17 protein-coding genes are annotated in these 15,100 nt (G+C 70.0%); 11 read left to right on the top strand and 6 right to left on the bottom strand.

The window, feature by feature from the left end; all coding sequences use genetic code 11:
* The first annotated feature begins 113 nt into the window (after positions 1-113).
* The 4 genes from ITP53_RS01105 to ITP53_RS01120 are packed head-to-tail and all read left to right on the top strand — an operon-like array spanning position 114 to position 3,371.
* Positions 114-653, top strand: coding sequence for a toxin-antitoxin system HicB family antitoxin (locus tag ITP53_RS01105; RefSeq protein WP_195893350.1), 540 nt, complete (start codon positions 114-116; stop codon positions 651-653).
* Positions 653-1,588, top strand: coding sequence for a DUF4097 family beta strand repeat-containing protein (locus ITP53_RS01110; protein ID WP_236050256.1), 936 nt, complete (start codon positions 653-655; stop codon positions 1,586-1,588). Before ITP53_RS01105 ends, ITP53_RS01110 begins: the two co-directional genes overlap by 1 nt.
* A gap of 17 nt (positions 1,589-1,605) precedes the next feature.
* Entirely contained in the window at positions 1,606-2,571 is a 966-nt protein-coding gene (locus ITP53_RS01115; RefSeq protein ID WP_195893351.1) for an ATP-binding cassette domain-containing protein, read from the top strand.
* Complete coding sequence (locus ITP53_RS01120; protein WP_195893352.1) at positions 2,568-3,371, top strand: ABC transporter permease; 804 nt, start codon at positions 2,568-2,570, stop codon at positions 3,369-3,371. The genes ITP53_RS01115 and ITP53_RS01120 overlap by 4 nt, the downstream gene beginning before the upstream one ends.
* Before the next feature lie 179 nt (positions 3,372-3,550).
* Here ITP53_RS01120 and ITP53_RS58935 read toward each other — a convergent pair whose 3' ends face one another.
* Positions 3,551-3,682: a hypothetical protein gene (locus ITP53_RS58935; protein WP_268960877.1), complete on the bottom strand. Its 132-nt coding sequence runs from the start codon at positions 3,680-3,682 to the stop codon at positions 3,551-3,553.
* Positions 3,683-4,111: 429 nt separating this feature from the next.
* Between ITP53_RS58935 and ITP53_RS01125 the strand changes: the two genes are divergently transcribed.
* The 3 genes from ITP53_RS01125 (at position 4,112) to ITP53_RS01135 (ending at position 7,688) form a co-directional block, all read left to right on the top strand.
* Complete coding sequence (locus ITP53_RS01125) at positions 4,112-5,728, top strand: glycosyltransferase family 2 protein (RefSeq protein WP_195893353.1); 1,617 nt, start codon at positions 4,112-4,114, stop codon at positions 5,726-5,728.
* 120 nt (positions 5,729-5,848) lie between these two features.
* Positions 5,849-7,042, top strand: coding sequence for a cytochrome P450 (locus tag ITP53_RS01130; RefSeq protein WP_195893354.1), 1,194 nt, complete (start codon positions 5,849-5,851; stop codon positions 7,040-7,042).
* Between the two features lie 40 nt (positions 7,043-7,082).
* Positions 7,083-7,688 carry a TetR/AcrR family transcriptional regulator gene (locus ITP53_RS01135; protein WP_195893355.1) on the top strand — a complete coding sequence of 202 codons (606 nt, stop codon included), beginning with the start codon at positions 7,083-7,085 and terminating at the stop codon, positions 7,686-7,688.
* A 64-nt stretch (positions 7,689-7,752) separates the two neighbouring features.
* On the opposite strand, the gene ITP53_RS01140 is transcribed toward ITP53_RS01135, so the two are convergent.
* The 3 genes from ITP53_RS01140 to ITP53_RS01150 form a co-directional block, all read right to left on the bottom strand.
* Positions 7,753-8,694 carry a metallophosphoesterase gene (locus tag ITP53_RS01140; RefSeq protein ID WP_195893356.1) on the bottom strand — a complete coding sequence of 314 codons (942 nt, stop codon included), beginning with the start codon at positions 8,692-8,694 and terminating at the stop codon, positions 7,753-7,755.
* Between the two features lie 149 nt (positions 8,695-8,843).
* The gene (locus ITP53_RS01145) at positions 8,844-9,515 is read right to left on the bottom strand and encodes an anti-sigma factor family protein (RefSeq protein WP_195893357.1); all 672 of its coding nucleotides are present in this window, start codon (positions 9,513-9,515) and stop codon (positions 8,844-8,846) included.
* Positions 9,508-10,011, bottom strand: coding sequence for an RNA polymerase sigma factor (locus ITP53_RS01150; protein ID WP_195893358.1), 504 nt, complete (start codon positions 10,009-10,011; stop codon positions 9,508-9,510). The genes ITP53_RS01145 and ITP53_RS01150 overlap by 8 nt, the downstream gene beginning before the upstream one ends.
* A gap of 130 nt (positions 10,012-10,141) precedes the next feature.
* Here ITP53_RS01150 and ITP53_RS01155 point away from each other — a divergent pair, with 130 nt between their 5' ends.
* Together ITP53_RS01155 and ITP53_RS01160 are read left to right on the top strand one after the other, a co-directional pair.
* Positions 10,142-10,534 carry a hypothetical protein gene (locus tag ITP53_RS01155; RefSeq protein ID WP_195893359.1) on the top strand — a complete coding sequence of 131 codons (393 nt, stop codon included), beginning with the start codon at positions 10,142-10,144 and terminating at the stop codon, positions 10,532-10,534.
* The gene (locus ITP53_RS01160) at positions 10,518-11,168 is read left to right on the top strand and encodes a cytochrome b/b6 domain-containing protein (protein ID WP_195893360.1); all 651 of its coding nucleotides are present in this window, start codon (positions 10,518-10,520) and stop codon (positions 11,166-11,168) included. The genes ITP53_RS01155 and ITP53_RS01160 overlap by 17 nt, the downstream gene beginning before the upstream one ends.
* Positions 11,169-11,244: 76 nt before the next feature.
* Here ITP53_RS01160 and ITP53_RS01165 read toward each other — a convergent pair whose 3' ends face one another.
* Positions 11,245-11,796, bottom strand: a complete 552-nt coding sequence (locus ITP53_RS01165) for an ATP-binding protein (protein ID WP_195893361.1) — start codon at positions 11,794-11,796, stop codon at positions 11,245-11,247.
* A 173-nt stretch (positions 11,797-11,969) separates the two neighbouring features.
* Between ITP53_RS01165 and ITP53_RS01170 the strand changes: the two genes are divergently transcribed.
* Positions 11,970-12,344 carry a response regulator gene (locus ITP53_RS01170; protein WP_195893362.1) on the top strand — a complete coding sequence of 125 codons (375 nt, stop codon included), beginning with the start codon at positions 11,970-11,972 and terminating at the stop codon, positions 12,342-12,344.
* On the opposite strand, the gene ITP53_RS01175 is transcribed toward ITP53_RS01170, so the two are convergent.
* Complete coding sequence (locus ITP53_RS01175; protein ID WP_195893363.1) at positions 12,341-13,000, bottom strand: response regulator; 660 nt, start codon at positions 12,998-13,000, stop codon at positions 12,341-12,343. The genes ITP53_RS01170 and ITP53_RS01175 overlap by 4 nt on opposite strands.
* 91 nt (positions 13,001-13,091) lie before the next feature.
* Here ITP53_RS01175 and ITP53_RS01180 point away from each other — a divergent pair, with 91 nt between their 5' ends.
* On the top strand, positions 13,092-14,954 hold the full coding sequence (locus tag ITP53_RS01180; RefSeq protein WP_195893364.1) for a sensor histidine kinase: 1,863 nt from the start codon (positions 13,092-13,094) through the stop codon (positions 14,952-14,954).
* The last annotated feature ends 146 nt before the right edge of the window (positions 14,955-15,100 follow it).

A 15,100-nucleotide genomic window follows, 5' to 3' on the forward strand; every position in this document is an offset into this window, starting at 1 on the left:
CCAGGTCGTCGAGCGGCCCGGCACAGCAGATGAGGACCATTCTGACCCAGCTGACGTCATCCCCGGCCTCGCTTGGGTTGCGTATGGCGTCAATTTGATGTCACCATGACGTCATGGACCTTGCGCCGTATGTCGATCAGCTCCGCCGCGAACTCGCGATCGCCGCCGGAGCAGGCGGCGAGGAAGCTCGCGCGCTCGCCGAGCGGCTCGCCGCCGCACTCGAGTCGGCCGCCCGGCTCGCCCTGCTCGAAGCACTGTCCGCCGCCGCGGACGAGATCACCCGCGACCTCGCGCCCGGCTCGGTCGAGGTGCGCCTGCGCGGCCGCGACCCCGGTTTCGTCGTGACATCACCGCCGGCCGGCCGGCCGTTCGAGCCCGCGGGCGAGACCGGGGACACCGAGGGAGGCGCCGGGCCGCCTGCCGCGCCGCCCCCGCCGGACGGTGAAGAGGGCGGGACGGCGCGGATCTCGCTGCGCGTCCCCGAGCACCTCAAGCCGCGCATCGAGGAGGCGGCCGCCCGGGACGGGCTCTCGGTCAACGCCTGGCTCGTCCGCGCGGTCTCCGCGGCGCTCGAACCCGGCGGGGGAAGCCGGCGCTCCGGCCCGCGCGCGGCCCCGCAGACCGGCACGCGCTACACGGGCTGGGTGCGCTGATGACCACTCGAATCCATGAGGAGGGCACCGAGATGCCGGCCTTCGACACCCCTGAACCCATCTCCGTCATCATCGACGTGGCGGCCGCCAACATCCGGATCAACGCGAGCGATCGCACCGACACCGTCGTCGAGATACGCCCGAGCGACGAGTTCGACGACACCAGCGTGCAGATGGCCGAGGAGGCACAGGTCTACTACGCCGGCGGCAGGCTGCTGGTGAAGGCGGACAAGAGGCCGGCCGCGTCGATGTCCGGGTGGGGCTCGCTCGACAAGCTGGTCGAGGCGCCCGCGCAATGGCTCCGTTCGCTGGTCGCCTCGGGCAGTTCGGTCGACGTGACGATCGACCTGCCCGCCGGATCCCGTGTCGACGCCACCACGGGGGCGAGCCTGCGCTGCCGGGGCAGCCTCGATGAGCTGAGGTTCACCACCTCCTACGGCGACATCCGGGTCGAGCAGGCAGGCAGGATGCGGCTGAGCTCCACCCACGGCGACATCTCGGTCACCCGCGCGGCCGGGCACGCCGAGGTCACCAACACCCACGGCGACATCCGCATCGGTGAGATGCGGGGCACGACGCTGGTCAAGACCTCCCATGGTCAGATCACCCTCGGTGAGGTGGCCGGCGAACTGCGGCTGAACTCCGCGTACGGCGACATCACCGTCGATCGCGCCCTGTCCGGCGTGGCCGCCAAGACCGCGTACGGCAGCCTCAGGATCGGCGAGGCGGTGTCCGGCTCGGTCGTCATGGAGACCACCGGCGGCGGGCTGGAGCTCGGGATTCCCGGCGGCACCCCCGCCTGGCTGGACGTGAGCTCGCAGCACGGCACCGTGGACGTCGCCCTGGACGCCGGCGACGGCCCCGCGCAGTCCGAGAGGACCGTCGAGGTGCGGGCCCACACCACCTACGGCGACATCATCATCCACCGTTCCTGACAACCAGGGAGAATCTCATGCCAGACGCGATAGTCGCCGAGGGCTTGGTCAAGAAGTACGGCGACGTGGTGGCCCTCGACGGGATGGAGCTGACCGTTCCCGAGGGGACGGTGTTCGGGCTGCTCGGCCCGAACGGCGCGGGCAAGACCACCACCGTGCGGATCCTGACCACGTTGCTGAGACCGGACGCGGGCCACGCCACGGTCGGCGGGTTCGACGTCGTACGCGACGCGCACCGGCTGCGCGCCCACATCGGCGCCTCCGGCCAGTACGCCGCGGTGGACGACCACCTCACCGGCGCCGAGAACCTGGAAATAGTCGGCCGCCTCTACCACCTGGGCGTCAGGCGCAGCAAGCAACGCGCCCGCGAACTGCTGGAACGCTTCGACCTGGCAGAGGCGGGCGACCGCCCGGTGCAGGGCTACTCCGGAGGCATGCGGCGCCGGCTCGACCTGGCCGGCGCGCTGGTCGCGAGCCCGCCTGTGCTGTTCCTCGACGAGCCGACCACCGGCCTGGACCCGCGGGCGCGGGCGGGCCTGTGGGACGTCATCGGCGAGCTCGTCGCGGCCGGCACGACGGTGCTGCTCACCACCCAGTACATGGAGGAGGCCGACCGGCTCGCCGACCGCATCGCGGTGGTCGACCACGGTCACGTGATCGCGCTCGGCACCTCCGACGAGCTCAAGGCCAGGGTGGGCGGCGACCGCATCGAGCTGTCGGTGACGAGCGTGGCGGACCTGGAGGCCGTACGACGCCTGCTGGCGCCGCTGGCCGCCGGAGACGTGCAGACCGACGCCACCGCCTTCCAGGTGACGATCCCGGTCGCCGGCGGCGCGGCCACGCTCACCACGGCGCTGGGCCACCTGGCCGCCGAGCGGATCCCCGTCCGCGACGCCGGACTGCGCCGGCCGACCCTGGACGACGTGTTCCTGACCCTGACGGGACACGAGGCCGACGAGAAGATCAAGGAGACCGTGCGATGAACACCCTGCAACTGGCGATGACCGACGGCGTGACGATCGCCAAGCGCAACGCGCTGAAGATCAGGCGGGCACCGGACCTGCTGGGCGGCGTGGTCCTGCTCCCGATCGTGTTCGTGCTGCTGTTCTCCTACGTCTTCGGCAGCATGATCAGCCTGCCCGGCATGTCGTACGGGGAATACATGGTCCCCGGGATCTTCGTCATGACGATCGTCCAGAGCGCGCAGATCACCGGCTACACGCTGACGCAGGACCTGCAGAAGGGCATCTTCGACCGCTACCGCACGCTGCCGATGTCGCCCTCGGCGGTGCTGACCGGCCAGACCGTCAGCGACGTGATCATGAACGTGACCAGCATCGTCACCATGGCGCTGGTCGGGCTGCTCGTCGGGTGGCGAATCCACACCTCGCCGTTCGAGGCCGCCCTGGGCTTCCTGACGCTGCTGCTGTTCGCGTACGCCTTCTCGTGGGTGACGGCGACCGTCGCGCTGGCCCTGCGCACGCCGGAGGTCTTCAACAACGTGGCCACCCTCGTGTCGCTCCCCTTGATCTTCCTGTCCAACGCCTTCGCCGACAGCGCGCGCCTGCCCGGCCCGCTGAAGCCGATCGCGGAATGGAACCCCGTCTCCACGCTCGTCCAGGCCGCCCGCGAGCTGTTCGGCAACACCAACGCGGCCATGCCGGTGTCCGGCGCCTGGCCGCTGCGGCACGCGGTGACGGCGTCGCTGCTGTGGTCGGCCCTGCTCCTGGTGGTGTTCGTGCCGCTGGCCACGCGGCTGTACAAGAGGGCTGTCAGCCGATGACCCCGCGCGAGGCGACCGGGGGCGTGGTCGTGACCTGCAAGGCAACCGACCATCGACGTCCGGGCAGACCGCACGTGCAGGTCACCGGAGAGCTCACCTGCGGCCGCCTGGCCGTCCGCGGCCCTCGCAGGTGATTCACTACGGCGATCGGCGGCCGTGTGGTCTCGGAGTCCGGGAGGTCAGGGGCACAGGGCGGCGATCAGCCCGTACTCGATGGCTGTCGCGGCGTTGGCGGGTCCGGCGGCGTGGCCGGTGAACAGCGCCAGCGCCGAGACGGTAAGGGCGAGCAGCGCGGGGAATCGTCTGGCCATGGAGTGCCTCCATTCGGGTCTCTGCCCCGCATTCGGGCAACGGACCGGTCCGGATCGCAGTGAGAAGCACCTGTGATGATGACGTTATCTTTCCTCGCTCAGTCCGGGCGACGTGTCGACGGCCGGCAAGCAGCTCACCACCTGAGCCCTCTCCACCGGAACAGGTGCTCGAGGTAGTGGTCGATGGTCGCGCGCGGCCCGGTTCCAGTGTGTTTGCTGAAGGGGCTGACCTGTGTAAACAGCGGTCGGAAGCGGTATGACCAGGTGATCTTCAGGAAAGCGGCGTAAAGTCACCTGTCGCCGTCCCCGAGCCGACCGCCAAGGAGCGCCACCACGCATGTCCGCATATCCCCGAGGACTCACGCGCACGCCGGAGGGCGGGGCCGATCAGTGGCCCGGACTCCGCCTGAGCCCGCTGATGGTGGCGGCGTGAAGCGGGTACGCGGCAACGACTACAGAGTCCTTGAGCCGCCTGAGCACTTCACCCCCGAGTTGCGGGTCAGCGTGATCATCCCGGCCTACGGCGCCCAGAACAAACTGGACCTGGTGTTGCAGGGGCTGGCGCGGCAGACGTACCCGGCGGAGCTGACCGAGATCATCGTCGTGGACAACGGCAGCGTGCCCCCGCTGCGGCTCCCGGCCGGGGTGGACGCCCGGTTGGTCCGCTGCGAGGAGCCCGGGCGCGCCAGCGCGCGCAACGCCGGGCTGGCCGAGGCCGTGGGCGACGTCATCCACTGGCTCGACTCCGACGTGGTGCTCACTCCTGGGGCGATCGAGGCGCACATGCGCTGGCATCACGCCGCCCCGTACCTCTCCGTCACCGGCTACATCAGGTTCACCGAGGTCGAGCCGCCGGCGGTCCTTCCCGACGACCTGGAGCAGGCGTTCGAGCCGGCCGAGCCGCACGCCTGGCTCGTCGGTCTGGTCGAGCGCACCGACGGCCTCACCGCCTACTCGCCGCGCCCGTTCAGCCTGCACGTCGGCGGCGCCACCTCGGTCAGTGCCCGCCTGGTCGAGGCCGCCGGCCCCATGGACGACGAGCTGATCGTCGGCCAGGACACCGAGATGGGCTACCGCCTGGCGCAGGCCGGAGCGGTGTTCGTGCCCGAGCCGCGGGCCCGCGCCTACCATCTGGGCCCCACCATGCGGATGCGGCACCAGAAGCGCATCGACCGGGTCAGCCATGCCTTCGTCGCCGACCGCATCCCCGCCTACCAGTGGCTGCGCACGCATCCGTACCGGCAGTGGAAGATCCCCAACGTGACGGCCGTCCTGGACGGCACGGCCGGCTACGAGGCCGTCCGCGCCGCCGTGGACGCGTTACTCGCCGGCACGGTCACGGACCTGTCCGTTGTCCTGGTCGGGCCGTGGGACAAGCTCGACCGTGACCGCCGCGCCCCGCTCAAGGACCCGGACCTCGACCTCGTGCTGGTCCAGGGGCACTACGAGCACGAGAGCCGCGTGCGCCTGGTGGTCGAGGAGGAGGTGCACCCGTCCGTCCCCTTCGTCCTGCGGCTGCCGCCGGGCTGGGTGCCCGGCGAGGACAGCGTGAGCCGGCTGCTCAACGTGGCCCGCGCCGACGGGGCGGGCCTGGTCAACGTGCTGCTGGAGGAGACGCCCGAGGGGGTCGTGCCGGCGCGGCTCGAACGCGTGTCCGCCTTCGCCCGCGCCCGCCTGGTGGCCCGGCCCGGCGAGCCGCTCGACGACGCCGTGGACGACGTCTCCGCCGTCCGGTGGGTCGAGGGGGAGAAGTACGGTTTCACCCGCGAGCCCGCCGAGCTGCACGGGCGGCGGGCCGCCTACCAGGCCGGGACCCAGGCCGCGGCGGAGGCCGCCCGCCTGGCCAAGGAGACCGAGCGGCTGCGCGCCCAGGTCGCCAAGTGGCGCGACGAGGCGGCGCGCTGGCGCAAGAGCGCCGTGGAGCTTCGCCGCGAGGTCGGCACGCTGCGCCGCCAGGTCCACGCGGCCACCCGTGCCCAGCGCGGCATGCGCGCCATCCTGTCCGGCACGGTGAAACGCGCCCTCCGCCGCAAACCGCTCACCTGATCACTCCTGACGGCGAAGCGCCGAGTCGCCGCGCGGACCGCCGAAGTGATGGGTTACTCTCGTTTTGATGACACGCTGTCAGTCAAGTACGACCGAGGCCGACTCCTCTCGGGAGATGACATGAGCGATTCCGTGACGTTGCCCCTGCACATGCGGCGCAACGCGTTCGATCCCGACCCCGAGCTGTCGGCGATGCGCGACGAGGAGGGCGTCCGGCGGGTGCCCACCATGTTCGGGGTCGACGCCTGGGTCGTCAGCCGCCACGCCGACGTCCGCGAGGTGCTCGGGGACGCCACGCGCTTCAGCAACGCCCAGCGCGTCTTCAGCCCGGTCGGCGGGCCGGAGTACACCGAGGAGCAGCTCGCGACGATGCGGGCGGGCAACCTGCTCGCCTTCGACCCGCCCGAGCACACCCGGCTGCGCCGCATCCTGACGCCGGAGTTCACCATGCGGCGGATGCGCCGCCTGGAGCCGCGCATTCACGAGATCGTCCAGGAGCACCTGGACGCGATGGAGCGCACCGGATCGCCGGTCGACCTGGTCTCCGCCTTCGCCCTGCCGATCCCCTCCCTGGTCATCTGCGAGTTGCTGGGCGTGCCGTACGCGGACCGCGACGACTTCCAGCGGCGTACCGGCAAGCTGCTGAACATCTCGCTCCCGATCGAGGAACGGACGGCGGCGAGCATGGAACAGCGCGCCTACATGTCCGAGCTCGTGGCCCGCGCCCAGGCCGAGCCCGGCGACGACATGCTCGGCATGCTCGTCCGCGAGCACGGCGACGACCTGTCCACCGACGAACTGGTGGGCATCGCCGGGCTGTTGCTGCTGGCCGGCCACGAGACCACCTCTAACATGCTCGGGCTCGGCACCCTGGCCCTGCTGCGCCACCCCGACCAGCTCGACCTGCTCAGGAAGGACCCCGAGCGGATCGGCCCGGCGGTGGAGGAACTGCTGCGCTGGCTCAGCATCGTGCACTCGGGCACGGGCAAGATCACGACCACCGAGGTCGAGCTGTCCGGCACCCGCATCCCGGCCGGCGAACTCGTGATGTGCGCGCTGCCCGCGGCCAACCGCGACCCGGCGTTCATCTCCGACCCGGACCGCCTCGACATCGCCCGCGGCGACCTCGGCCACGTCGCCTTCGGCCACGGCGTGCACCACTGCCTGGGCGCGCCGCTGGCCAGGATGGAGATGCGGGTCGCGTTCCCGGCGCTGTTCGAGCGCTTCCCCGGGCTGCGCGAGGCCGGCACCGCGCCCGAGTTCCGCTCCTTCAACGTCGTGTACGGCCTGGCGTCCTTCGAGGTCGCCTGGTAGGCGGTCTTGCCCGTCGCGCCACGGCTGCTAGCGTTCGCCTGTGCACGAGCAGCGACAGCGAGCCGACGCGCTGCGTAACGCCGACAAGATCGTCCGGGCCGCGATCGAGATCCTGCGCGAACGTGGCCCCGAGGTCTCCCTCGACGAGATCGCCCGGCAGGCGGGCATCGGGAGCGCCACAGTCTACCGGCGCTTCGGCGACCGCGACGGCGTGATCAGGGCCGCCTTCGAGACGTACTTCGCCGAGGAGGTCGAGCCGCTGGTGCTGGCCGCCCGCGACGCCGCCGACGCCGGGAGCGCGCTGGCCGGGGCGCTGGCGGCGTCGGTCGACACCCTGGCCGCCCACCACGGGCTGCTGAAGGCGGCGCGGCGGTCGGGCGCGTTCTCCGTCGACATCGCGGCGCGGTTCATGGGGCCGCTCGGCGGCGTGCTGGCCCGCGCCCAGCGGGCGGGGCAGGTGCGGGCCGACCTGTCCGTACGAGACCTGGCGGCGATCGTCGTCATGGCGCTGGCCACCGCCCACCCGGCCGATCCCGCCCACCACGATCCCCGCCGCTACCTGGCCCTGTTGCTGACCACCCTGCGACCGTCGGACGACGACCTGCCCGCGCCCTCCGCGCGCCGCATCCTGGACCCGAGCCCCTGACGCTCACCGCCATGGTGAGGAGCGGCCCTATCGGGCTCTCATGATGCTTCGCGTGCGGGGCCGGTCAGTGAGTACGGGCGTCGAGCACGAGGTCCTGCTGGAGGCCGAAGCCGTCGATGCGTACCTTGTTCTGCTGCACGGTCACCACCGAGTACGCGTTGGCCGGGTAAGGCTGCTCGACCATGCCTTTCATGGTCACGTAATGGATTCCGTCGACCACCTGGTAGGCGCCCGGGTGATAGTGCCCGTTGAGGTAGGCCACCACGTTGGGGTACGACTCCAGCACCTGCCGGATCACCGGGGCGTCAAGGGCGTCCTCGGTCTCGCCTCCCGCGAGCGGCATGTGACCGATGACGATGACCTGCTGCCCCTTCTCGTCCGCGTCCGCGAGCGTCGCCTTGAGCCAGGCCATCTGCTCGTCGCCCAGGGCGCCGTTGTACGTCTGGGCGTTGATCGCGCCCTGCTCACGCAGCTCGTCGATGATCTCCTGCGCCTTGACGTAGTCCGCCGAGCCAGGTGCGTTGGCATAGAGCGAGACGTCGTTGTTGTCGAGCACGACGAAGCGCCAGTTCTGGTGGGTGAAGTCGTAGTACTCGTTGGGCATGCTCAGCCGCTCGACGGCCTCGTCACTCGAGATGCCCGGGAAGTCGTGGTTGCCGAGCACGCTGTAGCGGGGGCCGTGGATCCGTTCGAAGATCGGCAGGATTTCGTCGAAGCTCTTGGGATCGCGGTCGACCATGTCACCGAGTTGGACGGTGAAGCTGACTTTCGCGTCGTTGATCGTGGCGGCGCTCTCGGCCAGCTTCTGGAGGGAGTCCGCGTAGTAGCGGGTGCCCTGGGCGGGGCCGCTCCAATACTGTGGGTCCGCGATCAAGCCGAACGAGAACGCCGCGTTGCCGTGGCCGGTCGGACCGTCATGCCGGCCATCGGCCCAGGCGGTCGTGGGGGCGACGCTCGCCAGCGACAGGGTGAGCGCGGCACAGAGGGCCATGGGTAGCGCCTTCATCGGCAAAACTCCAAGATGTTCGCGGTAATCGGCTGGGCCAATGGCATCACCCCTGAGCAAAGATCGTCTAATCCCAAACTGGACAAACTGTGAACTATCCGGAGGTGCTGTGCCTCGGCGTCGCGAGTCGCCGCGCGCCCTTCTGCCGATCAGCGGCGGAATCTGGCGACCATGTCCGGGAAACCGGGGCGCCGCAGGTGGATCTCGGCGATCTGTCCGATCGGCTGCTCGACGGTGGTGCTCCACGACCGTTGCCGTCCAGAGAGCGTGAACCGGCCGAGGTCGGCGAGCCCGCCGTCCAGGCCGACCAGTATGGCCTGGTACGACCCCTCCGCCTCCTCCATGGTGAACACGAGCCAGCTGGGCGAGCCCTGGTAGCCGAACACATGGCCGACCGCCTCCCGGCCGGAATAGAGGCCGGCGGCCGTCAGATAGCGGCCGTCGGCCACCTGAAGCGTGGCCCGGTAGCCTGCCGCCAGCTCGCGGTCCGCCTCCGTCACGCGCCACACCGTCCCGCCTGCGACCATGCTCACCACGAGGGCCGTGATCAGATACGGGGTCAGCCTGCGCAGCAGTGAGGGCTTCCTGACCTCGGCGATCCTGGCCAAGACGCGTGACTCGAACGCGGGAGGCGGCTCCTCGGCGGGTGCGATCGAGGTGAGGGCGTCGACCAGCCTGGCCGCCTCCTCCAACTGCCGGCGGCAGCCCGGACAGTCATTGACATGGTGCAGCGCTGCCGCGCGTTCCTCCCCTGACAGCGTGCCGGTGGCCAACTCGGGGATCACATCGCGGGCCCGCCGGCAGCCGGAGGGCTCAGTCATCGCTCACCTCCAGTTGGTCGCGGAGCTTCGCCATGCCCCTGCGCAGGCGGGTCTTGGCGGTACCCAAAGGTATCCCCTCGATCTTCGCGATCTTGCTACCCGACATCCCGTAGAACACGGCGAGCACGATCGCCCTGGCCTGCGCCTCAGGTAGCCCGCGCAGCGCATGCCGGACGAACTCCTCGTCCTGCGGCGCCTCGTCGGCCGGCTCGACGGCGAGCAGTCTGGTCAGCAGCACCTGGGGATCGACCGGCTCTTCGCGCCTGAGTCGTAACGCGTCGATGGCCAGGTTGCGGGTGATGGTCAACAGCCACGTCGCCACGGCACCACGGCGCGAGTCGTAGGCCGAGGCGTGCCGCCACGCCCTGACGAACGCCTCCTGGGCCACCTCCTCGGCCAGCGCGGGCTCGCGGACGATGGTCCGCGCCAGCCCGAAAACCCTGGCCTGGTAGCGGCGCACCAGAGCGGCGGCCGCCTGCGCGTCCCCCGAAGCCATGCCGACGAGGAGCGACTCATCGGAAAGAGCCCACATGACCGTTCTACGGAGACGATCAGCGTTTTGGCTTCACAGTGAATCCGATTTCGTGTCGCGGGCCGTACAACCTCACATGACAAGATTTTCCTTGATGGCCGCAACCTGCCTGCTGATCGCGGGCTGTGGCGCGGCGACCGGGACCTCGGGCTCACCGACGGTCACCATTTCGGCCCCCGCCGACGGCGCGGACGTCGGGTCGTCGTTCGCCCTGCGTTTCAGCTCCAGCGAGGAGATCGGCCCGACCACCTCGGGCAAGCACCACGTGCACGTCTCCACCGACGGCCAGGCCGACGACTACACCGTGGTCACCGCATCGCCGTTCCAGGTCACGGGGCTGCCCCCTGGGCGGCACACGGTGAGCGTCACCCTGCAGCACGCCGACCACTCCGCGGCCGGCGCGTCGGACGAGATCACCGTGAACGTGACCGGATCCGGCGGCGGCGCCTCCCCTGAGCCCGAGCAGAGCTATGGCGGCGGCTACTGACCGCTGGGTTCGCCGCCACAACCGGCGGACCAGATGGTTCCATGCCGGCGTCTACCTCACGACGCTGACGCTGCTGGGCACCGGCTGGTGGCTGCTGGCAGGCCGGGAAGGCCGGCCGAGCCCGCTCGCGTGGCTGACCGGCATCCCCGACACCACCCTGCACACGGCGGTGGGCTGGGCATTCGTGGCACTCGCTGTGGCGGGACCCGCATGGGGCTTCCGCGGGGCGCGCACGTTCGTGAGAGAGTCGGTACGTTTCACGCGCACGGATCTGTGGTGGTTCGCCCGCTGGCCTGCCGCGACGTTGACCGGCCGGTTCGCCCATCACGACGGGCATTTCGATCCGGGGCAGCGGCTGATCAACCTGATGTTGGCCGGCGGACTGCTCGTGCTCGCCGGCACGGGAGCCGGGATGGCGTCGCTCCACGGCGGACCGGTTTTCGCGCTTCTCGCTCAGGTCCATGTCTGGACGACGCAGCTCATCACCTGGCTGATCGCCGGCCACATCGCGGTCGCGTCCGGAGTGCTGCCCGGGTATCGCGGGGTCTGGCGCTCAATGCACCTGGGCGGGCGCCTTGACAGATCGGTGGCGTTCCGGCTGTGGCCGGGGTGGGCGGCCCGCCAGAAGTCCTGAAGGCGGGAGAGCACCGGAGGCTGTGGGAGCAAACCGCTCGCCACGCCGCTTCGGCCGGGCTCTCCGTCATGGTTCGTCAATCCGAGAGAACCTCGAACCACACGGCCTTGCCGGTACGCGTGGGCTCGACGCCCCAGCGGCGGGACAGCAGTTCGACCATCTGCAACCCGCGGCCGCTCTCTTCGCAGCCGGTGGGCGACTCGGCGTGCGGGAGCTCGGAGGTCTCGTCCTCGACCACGCATCGAAGCACGCCCGCCCTGATGGAGAGGGTGAGAACCGGCTGCCCCCGGGCATGCCGCAACGCGTTGGTGACCAACTCGTCGACGAGGAGCTCCACGACGTCTGTTTCACCGGGGAACTCCCATTCGGACAGTTGCGCGTGGATCAATCGCCGTCCGGCCGGTACCGAGGACAGATCGTCCGGCAGGACCCACGATGCCCGGTGGTCTGTGACGGGCCCGCCGATCCCGGTGAACTCGCGAAGCCGCCGGATGATCGAGTCGGGCCAGCGGAGCGCGCGTGACTGATTCAGCCGAATCCCCGGACGGCCGGGGTCGCCGCCGGCACGGCGCACGCCACAATGCGGGGCGGCCATCGGGACCCCATCGAACAGGTATGTTGCACTCATCGGATCGTGTCGCCTTCTTGATAGAGCTGCTCTCTCTATCAAGGATTCGCCTGGTAGCACGCGCCGTCTTCGATGCCAGCCTCCATCTTGGATGGCAGGCAGCGGGAAGGCGCGGATTCCAGCCACCTGCAATGTGGGGGAGTGCCGCCAGCTGAGATTCTGGAGGTGTGGCTGTGCGTTGCCTCATCGTCGATGACAATGATCACTTTCTCCAGGCCGCACGCGGGCTGCTGGAACGAGAGGGGATCACTGTCGTCGGCGTGTCCTCAACGAGTGCCGAGGCGATGGAGCGCTTCGGCGAGTGCCGCCCGGACGTCACCCTGATCGATGTCCAGCTCGGCGAGGAATGCGGCTTCGAGCTGGCGCGGCGACTGGCCGGCCAGCGAGCGGAAGGGCCGTCGAACGTCATCCTCATCTCGGCGTACTCGGAAAGCGACTTCTCGGACCTGATCGCACAGAGCACCGCCCTCGCATTCCTGTCGAAGTCCGATCTGTCCGCCGAAGCGATCCATGCCATCCTCCGCAGGGCGGATCACAAGGGCGTCTAGCGGGATTCGAGAAAGGCCAGGACCGCGAGGATGCGCCGGTGGTCGTCCTCCGTCTCGGGCAGCCGCATCCTGGTCATGATGCTGCGTACGTGCTTCTCCACGGTGCCTTCGGTGATCCACAGCTGGCGGGCGATGCCGGCGTTCGAGCGGCCTTCCGCCATCAAGGCGAGCACTTCCCGCTCCCGTTCGGTGAGCTGCTCCAGCGGGTCGTTCCTGTGGCGGGCGGCGATGAGCTCCTGGACCAGGCTGGGATCGACGACCGACCGGCCCTCGGCGATGGTCCGGATCGTTCCAATGAAGTCCGCCACATCGATCACCCGGCTTTTGAGCAGGTAACCGACCCGGTGGCCGGTCGCCAGCAACTCCATCGCCCGCTCCGCCTCGATGTGCGCCGACAGCAGCAGGATCCCCGTGTCCGGCCACTCGGCGCGTATCTCGCGGGCCGCGTCGAGACCCTCGGTCGAGTGGCCAGGGGGCATCCGGATGTCGACGATTACCAGGTCCGGCCGTTGGTCGCGGACCAGGGAAAGCAGCTCCGGCGCGGTCCCGGCCTGGCCGACGACGGTGAATCCGGCGCGTTCGAGGAGCATGGAGAGCCCTTCCCTGAGCAGGACGTCATCGTCCGCCAGCACCACTCGCGTCGGGCTTGCGTTCATGTCCCGTCCCGTTTTCCTGGCCTGGCAGGGCACCCCGCACCGGACTCCACCAAGGCTTCTACCAGCACTGATGAGCGTATAGTTACCTATTATGAGCGAAGGGTTGCTGCCGTCGCTGCTTCGCCCGAGACGTCCGCCGATCGCCCTTGGGATCGTGGTCGGCGCACTCTGCGTCGCAGCCGAAACCCTGCTGGCCGCGGCACTGGTGGAGATGACGCCGGCTCGCGCTCTGGCGGAAGTCTACATTCCCGGGATTCTGGCGATCTCGCTGGTGTGGGGCCTGTGGCTGGGAGCGGCGACCGCCGCCGCCAGCGGCCTGGTCTTCGCCCATCTCTATGTGGCACCTCTGATGACCCCCGGCCTGGCCGGCTCCAGAGAGTGGCTGGAGGCAGGGGTGTTCCTGGTCGTCGCGCTGATGGTCGCCCTGGTCGCGGCGATGGTGCGGACGCTGGTCGCGGAGATCGACGAGCGCCGTCGCCAGGCCGACCTCGCCGCCCGGATGGCCCGGCTCATGCTGGGCGCGAAGGACCTGCGCGAGGCTCTCTCGGCGGTCTCGTGCCTGTTGGCCGAGGCACTGGAGGCGCCCGGCCTCACGATCGAGCTCGGGACGGTGAGCGCCCCCGAGGGGCGCGCGGCCGTGCCGATCCAGGAGGGCCCGTCACGCTTCGGGACGCTCCTCGTCCCCGCCCGCGCCGAGGCGACGCTGACACGTTCGGCACAGCGGCTGATGCCCTCGCTCGTGGCTCTCCTGCGCGCGGTGAGCGACCGTACCGACATCTCGCGCGCCCTGGACAGCAGCCGTGACGAGCTACGGCACATCATCGAGGAACAGGCCGCGCTACGGCGTGTCGCCACGCTGGTCGCCCGTGGCGTCTCACCGTCGGAGCTGTTCAGCGCGGTCGCGAGTGAGATGGGCCGCATCCTGAACGTGGAGACCACCGCGGTCGTGCGTTACGACCAGGACCGCACGATGGTCTACGTCGGATCCTGGAGCGCACGAGGGGACGAATACCGCATGCCTGTGGGCTCGCGGTGGCCGGTCGACGAGCCGAGCGTGGGCGCGCTGGTGTGGGAGACCGGGCAGCCGGCGCGCAAGACGGACTACGCCGCCACCACCGGCGAGATCGCCGACTGGGCCCGGCGGCGGGCGGTGGCCTGCGCCGTCGGCTGTCCCATCGTCGTGGAGGGAGGGATGTGGGGCGTGATGATCGCCGTCTCCTCCAATCCTGACGTGCTGCCCGAGGGCGTGGAGAAGCGCATGCTGGAGTTCACCGAGCTGCTCGCCACGGCGATCGGGAACGCCCAGGCGCACGCGCAGCTCGCCGAGTCCCGCGCCCGTGTCGTGGCGGCCGCCGACGACACCAGGCGCCGCATCGAGCGTGACCTGCACGACGGCACCCAGCAGCGCCTGATCTCCCTCGGGCTCGAACTCCGTGCGGCCGAGGTCGGGCTGCCGCCCGAGTGCGCGGAGTTCAGGCATCAGTTGTCGCACGCGGTGCGAACCGTCAAGAGCGTGGTCGAGGAGCTACAGGAGGTGTCCCGCGGCCTGCATCCGGCCATCCTGTCCAGCGGCGGCCTCGACCCCGCGCTGAAGATGCTGGCCCGCCGATCCCCGGTGCCGGTCGAGCTCGATCTGCACATCGGCCGGCAGCTGGCCGAGCGGGTCGAGGTGACCGTCTATTACGTCGTGTCAGAGGCCCTGACGAACATCGCCAAACACGCGCACGCCTCCTTCGCGAAGGTCTCCGTCACCGCGGAGGAGGGTGTGGCGCGGCTGTCCATCCGCGACGACGGGGTAGGAAACGCGGATCCGAGCCGCGGCTCTGGCCTCATCGGCCTGACGGACAGGGTGGAGGCGCTCGGCGGAACGCTCGAGATCTCGAGCCCGGCTGGAAGCGGCACGACGCTGCTGGTGAAGATCCCCCTCGACATCGATCCACGAGACCCGCACTGAAGATCACTCAAGTGCGGCGCTGGGCTTCGGCCAGGGCCGCGATCACTTCGATGGTGCGGTCCTGTTCCTCCCGGCCGCCGAAAGGCGCGGCGAAGAACTCGGTCACGCCTGCGTCTTCGAGCCGTCGCAGCCGGCGTTCGACCTGG

It is taken from the genome of Nonomuraea cypriaca, assembly GCF_015645445.1.
GTDB lineage: Bacteria > Actinomycetota > Actinomycetes > Streptosporangiales > Streptosporangiaceae > Nonomuraea > Nonomuraea cypriaca.

Bases quoted from the DNA above. Each gene is read 5' to 3' on its own strand.
- ITP53_RS58935 (WP_268960877.1), bottom strand. From the start codon at position 3,682: ATGGCCAGACGATTCCCCGCGCTGCTCGCCCTTACCGTCTCGGCGCTG.
- ITP53_RS01180 (WP_195893364.1), top strand. From the start codon at position 13,092: ATGAGCGAAGGGTTGCTGCCGTCGCTGCTTCGCCCGAGACGTCCGCCG.
- ITP53_RS01150 (WP_195893358.1), bottom strand. From the start codon at position 10,011: ATGGCTTCGGGGGACGCGCAGGCGGCCGCCGCTCTGGTGCGCCGCTAC.
- ITP53_RS01155 (WP_195893359.1), top strand. From the start codon at position 10,142: ATGGCCGCAACCTGCCTGCTGATCGCGGGCTGTGGCGCGGCGACCGGG.
- ITP53_RS01105 (WP_195893350.1), top strand. From the start codon at position 114: ATGGACCTTGCGCCGTATGTCGATCAGCTCCGCCGCGAACTCGCGATC.
- ITP53_RS01175 (WP_195893363.1), bottom strand. From the start codon at position 13,000: ATGAACGCAAGCCCGACGCGAGTGGTGCTGGCGGACGATGACGTCCTG.
- ITP53_RS01165 (WP_195893361.1), bottom strand. From the start codon at position 11,796: ATGAGTGCAACATACCTGTTCGATGGGGTCCCGATGGCCGCCCCGCAT.
- ITP53_RS01145 (WP_195893357.1), bottom strand. From the start codon at position 9,515: ATGACTGAGCCCTCCGGCTGCCGGCGGGCCCGCGATGTGATCCCCGAG.
- ITP53_RS01160 (WP_195893360.1), top strand. From the start codon at position 10,518: ATGGCGGCGGCTACTGACCGCTGGGTTCGCCGCCACAACCGGCGGACC.
- ITP53_RS01140 (WP_195893356.1), bottom strand. From the start codon at position 8,694: ATGAAGGCGCTACCCATGGCCCTCTGTGCCGCGCTCACCCTGTCGCTG.
- ITP53_RS01115 (WP_195893351.1), top strand. From the start codon at position 1,606: ATGCCAGACGCGATAGTCGCCGAGGGCTTGGTCAAGAAGTACGGCGAC.
- ITP53_RS01130 (WP_195893354.1), top strand. From the start codon at position 5,849: ATGAGCGATTCCGTGACGTTGCCCCTGCACATGCGGCGCAACGCGTTC.
- ITP53_RS01110 (WP_236050256.1), top strand. From the start codon at position 653: ATGACCACTCGAATCCATGAGGAGGGCACCGAGATGCCGGCCTTCGAC.
- ITP53_RS01120 (WP_195893352.1), top strand. From the start codon at position 2,568: ATGAACACCCTGCAACTGGCGATGACCGACGGCGTGACGATCGCCAAG.